Source organism: Microcystis sp. LEGE 08355, assembly GCF_015207185.1.
GTDB classification, from domain to species: Bacteria; Cyanobacteriota; Cyanobacteriia; order Cyanobacteriales; family Microcystaceae; genus Microcystis; species Microcystis panniformis.
The window spans coordinates 1-3,007 of record NZ_JADEXI010000563.1; the positions used below are offsets into that span (position 1 = coordinate 1).

Below are 3,007 nucleotides of genomic sequence, written 5' to 3' on the forward strand. Positions count from 1 at the left end.
AGTCTGTGGACTCTGTGTAAGACAGTACATGGTTTTTTAACTGTGGTATGCGACGGTGGTGGAAGCAGAAACTTAAATCGTGAGGTTTAGGAATCGCCGCACTTTTAGGGCGGCGAGGATGTCAAGAATTTCTCCTTAATTTTTCTGCGATCACTGCTATTTTATGGCAACTTTAAGGAGAGCAAGCTTAATATAGAATTAAGATTCACTAAAGTCTTTTTGAGGTACAAGCAATGTTTCTTCGCCTAGTTTGTGCGTTTTTTTTGCCGCCCTTAGCCGTATTTTTGACTACGGGACTGAGTTTAGACTTTGTTATTAACATCATCTTAACTTTAATCGGTTATGTCCCTGGCATTATCCACGCTTTCTGGATTGTCTCCAAAGAAGCCGAGAATTCCTAGTTAGGGTCTGCTGAAAAAGTTTTTCGTGGGGGCAAGCTGTGGGGTGTCGGCCGTGGTATTTTACCCATTTTCAGGGAAAAAGTGTCTAAATTTTCCCCCCGATCACTCCAATGGTCAGCACTTTTTGATGTCAAAAAAGTCTAAAAGTCTTACCCAACAAGGTTTTTAGATTTATTCAGCCAAACCTATCTAGATGCTTAAAGACCGATTGAGGATAAAATACCTAGTTTCAAGAGACAAGAGCTTATTTCATAGCAAGGAGAGAGTGAAAAGGCTCTCTCCTTAATTATTGCTATTCGTCGTCGTCGCTGGCGCCAACTTGCTTGAGATGAATATGTTTTCTCCCCAAAGTAATTTCAAATTCATCTCCCGGTTTGAGTCCCATTTTTTTGGTGTAGGCCGAACCGATCAGGAGATTATTATTAGATTGGACACTGATCCGGTAGCTGGCCGAGCGCCCACCTCGTCCGTGACCATTGGCACTGCTATCTAAGTCAATTCCCTCGGCATCGATTAGAGCATTGAGAAATTTCATCATATTAACGCGTTCAATACCATTTTTTGTCATGGTATAGTAGCCGCATTCCCGGGCTTTTTCCTCTTTGCTGAGGTTGCCTAGCTGTTTAACTTTCTCAATTAGTTCGAGGCCAGTCAGGGGTTCTGGATTGGTAGTTGTGTTCATTTAAGTTCGCAGTAGATAAGTAACGGTTAGGGTCATCAAGGCTAGTCGAGGAGAATTGCTCCCCCTGACCAGAAACAATCGGGTTACGATTGATCTCTACACTTATCTTACACGGTATAAACTAAAAATTATCACTTGCTTGGGGAAATTGATTGTAATGGATTACACTCTATCTCTCGATCGAAATCTTAAGAGAATTTATCAATGTTGATCGAGATGCCGGGGTAAGGGAGGTTAGCCTTTCTCTCATCAAGGAGAGCCGGGGTAGGATAGAGATCAAGAGGTAAAAATGAGGGATAATGAAGCTAACAACTAGGGGTCACTATAGTGTTAAAGCCTTGCTGGATCTTAGTTTACAACCGAGGGGGACTCCCGTATCGGTAAAATCGATCGCCCTGCGTCAAGATATCCCGGCTGCTTATCTAGAGAAATTGCTGATAGAAATGCGACGAGCGGGGTTAGTTCGTTCCTTTCGGGGATCGCAAGGGGGTTATCAATTGGCCAGTCCGGCAAATCGTATCTCGTTGGGGCAAATTTTGGAGGCAGTGGGAGAGACAATCGAGCCATTATCAGGTTATCATCCCAGGGACGAACAGGCAGAAGATTGGGTGACATTTACTATCTGGAAACACCTCCACGAGAAATTAAAAGAGGCCCTAGGGAAGATTACCTTAGCCGATTTATACTACGATGCCCGTAGCTGGATCGCCGCTAGGGGAGAGGAAACCAGCTTTATTGTTTAGTAGTTTAGAAGTTATGACAGCAACAACACAAGCAAAGATTTATGGGGGAGGTTGTCACTGTGGAGCGATCCGTTTTCAAGTGGCGATCGAGCATGATCAAGCTCTAGACTGTAATTGTTCCATTTGTCAGAAAAAAGGCTTTTTGCATCTGATTGTTCCTTCAGCACAATTTACCCTCCTAAGCGGTGAAGATTTCTTAAGTACCTATACATTTAATACCCACACAGCCCAACATTATTTTTGTCGTGTTTGTGGTATTCATCCTTTCTATCGTCCCCGCTCCCATCCTGACGCTATAGATATAAACCTGCGCTGTTTGGATGGCAATGTCTTGGAAGATTTTCAGAGCCAGTTCTTTGATGGAGCTAACTGGGAAGACAATATTGAGAAAATTCGGGATATCGATGGTAAAAGGGAGTAATTGTGAAGGAAACGGCAACGGCGATCATTTTAGTATTAGGGGCGGTTTTAGATTATCTGATCGGCGATCCTTGGGGATGGATTCATCCAGTGCAGGTGATGGGGGCGATTATTGCTGTTGCCAGCAAAGTTATTCTTAATTGGACGCAGGAAAAAATTCGGCAACGTGTAGCGGGCATAATTCTGGGACTAGGTTTAATTATCTTGGCTGGGGTCTTAACTTGGCTAGGAATCCAATGGTTAGGTCAGGTCAATTTGCTGCTGAGTTGCCTAGTACAAGTGATTCTCTTGGCTAGTTGTTTAGCCGGTAGAAGTTTACGCAGGGCTGCCGAAACAGTCATCGCAGCTTTACAAGCGGAAAATATCACCTTAGCTCGTTGCCAACTAAGTTTATACGTTGGTCGCGACACAGATAATCTCGGACGGGAAGACATCCTTCGCGCCCTATTAGAAACTGTCAGTGAAAATGGTGTGGATGGAGTTACTGCGCCGCTTTTTTATGCCCTTCTCGGTGCTTTTCTGGGGGTGGGACCAGTTCCCCTCGCTTGCGCTTATAAAGCCGCTAGTACCCTCGATTCGATGATTGGCTATCGTCGGCCGCCCTACACCCATATTGGCTGGTTTAGTGCCAAAAGCGAGGATGTTTTGACATGGCTACCCTGTCGTTTAACGGTCTTAACTCTCGCCCTAATTTCGGGCCGGCTGGGGCGGGTTTTAAGCATTTGTTGGCGCGATGCCCGTCGGGATCCTAGTCCTAATTC

Annotated in this window: 5 protein-coding genes; 4 read left to right on the forward strand and 1 reads right to left on the reverse strand. The window is 44.7% G+C overall.

Annotation, left to right across the window (positions count from 1 at the left end):
* The first annotated feature begins 233 nt into the window (after positions 1-233).
* Positions 234-401, forward strand: coding sequence for a YqaE/Pmp3 family membrane protein (locus IQ242_RS21125; protein WP_002798187.1), 168 nt, complete (start codon positions 234-236; stop codon positions 399-401).
* Positions 402-693: 292 nt separating this feature from the next.
* On the opposite strand, the gene IQ242_RS21130 is transcribed toward IQ242_RS21125, so the two are convergent.
* Positions 694-1,083, reverse strand: coding sequence for an AbrB family transcriptional regulator (locus tag IQ242_RS21130; RefSeq protein ID WP_002737568.1), 390 nt, complete (start codon positions 1,081-1,083; stop codon positions 694-696).
* Between the two features lie 299 nt (positions 1,084-1,382).
* On the opposite strand from IQ242_RS21130, the gene IQ242_RS21135 reads away from it, so the two are divergent.
* The 3 genes from IQ242_RS21135 to cbiB form a co-directional block, all read left to right on the forward strand.
* Complete coding sequence (locus tag IQ242_RS21135; RefSeq protein WP_193961299.1) at positions 1,383-1,826, forward strand: RrF2 family transcriptional regulator; 444 nt, start codon at positions 1,383-1,385, stop codon at positions 1,824-1,826.
* On the forward strand, positions 1,774-2,247 hold the full coding sequence (locus IQ242_RS21140) for a GFA family protein (RefSeq protein WP_193961300.1): 474 nt from the start codon (positions 1,774-1,776) through the stop codon (positions 2,245-2,247). Before IQ242_RS21135 ends, IQ242_RS21140 begins: the two co-directional genes overlap by 53 nt.
* Before the next feature lie 2 nt (positions 2,248-2,249).
* The coding region (cbiB, locus tag IQ242_RS21145) for an adenosylcobinamide-phosphate synthase CbiB (RefSeq protein WP_193961301.1) at positions 2,250-3,007 on the forward strand (758 nt) is incomplete at its 3' end.

What these genes read in the sequence shown, in the direction of transcription:
- IQ242_RS21130 (WP_002737568.1), bottom strand. Translation starts at nt 1,083, where the DNA reads ATGAACACAACTACCAATCCAGAACCCCTGACTGGCCTCGAACTAATT.
- IQ242_RS21135 (WP_193961299.1), top strand. Translation starts at nt 1,383, where the DNA reads ATGAAGCTAACAACTAGGGGTCACTATAGTGTTAAAGCCTTGCTGGAT.
- IQ242_RS21125 (WP_002798187.1), top strand. Translation starts at nt 234, where the DNA reads ATGTTTCTTCGCCTAGTTTGTGCGTTTTTTTTGCCGCCCTTAGCCGTA.
- IQ242_RS21140 (WP_193961300.1), top strand. Translation starts at nt 1,774, where the DNA reads ATGCCCGTAGCTGGATCGCCGCTAGGGGAGAGGAAACCAGCTTTATTG.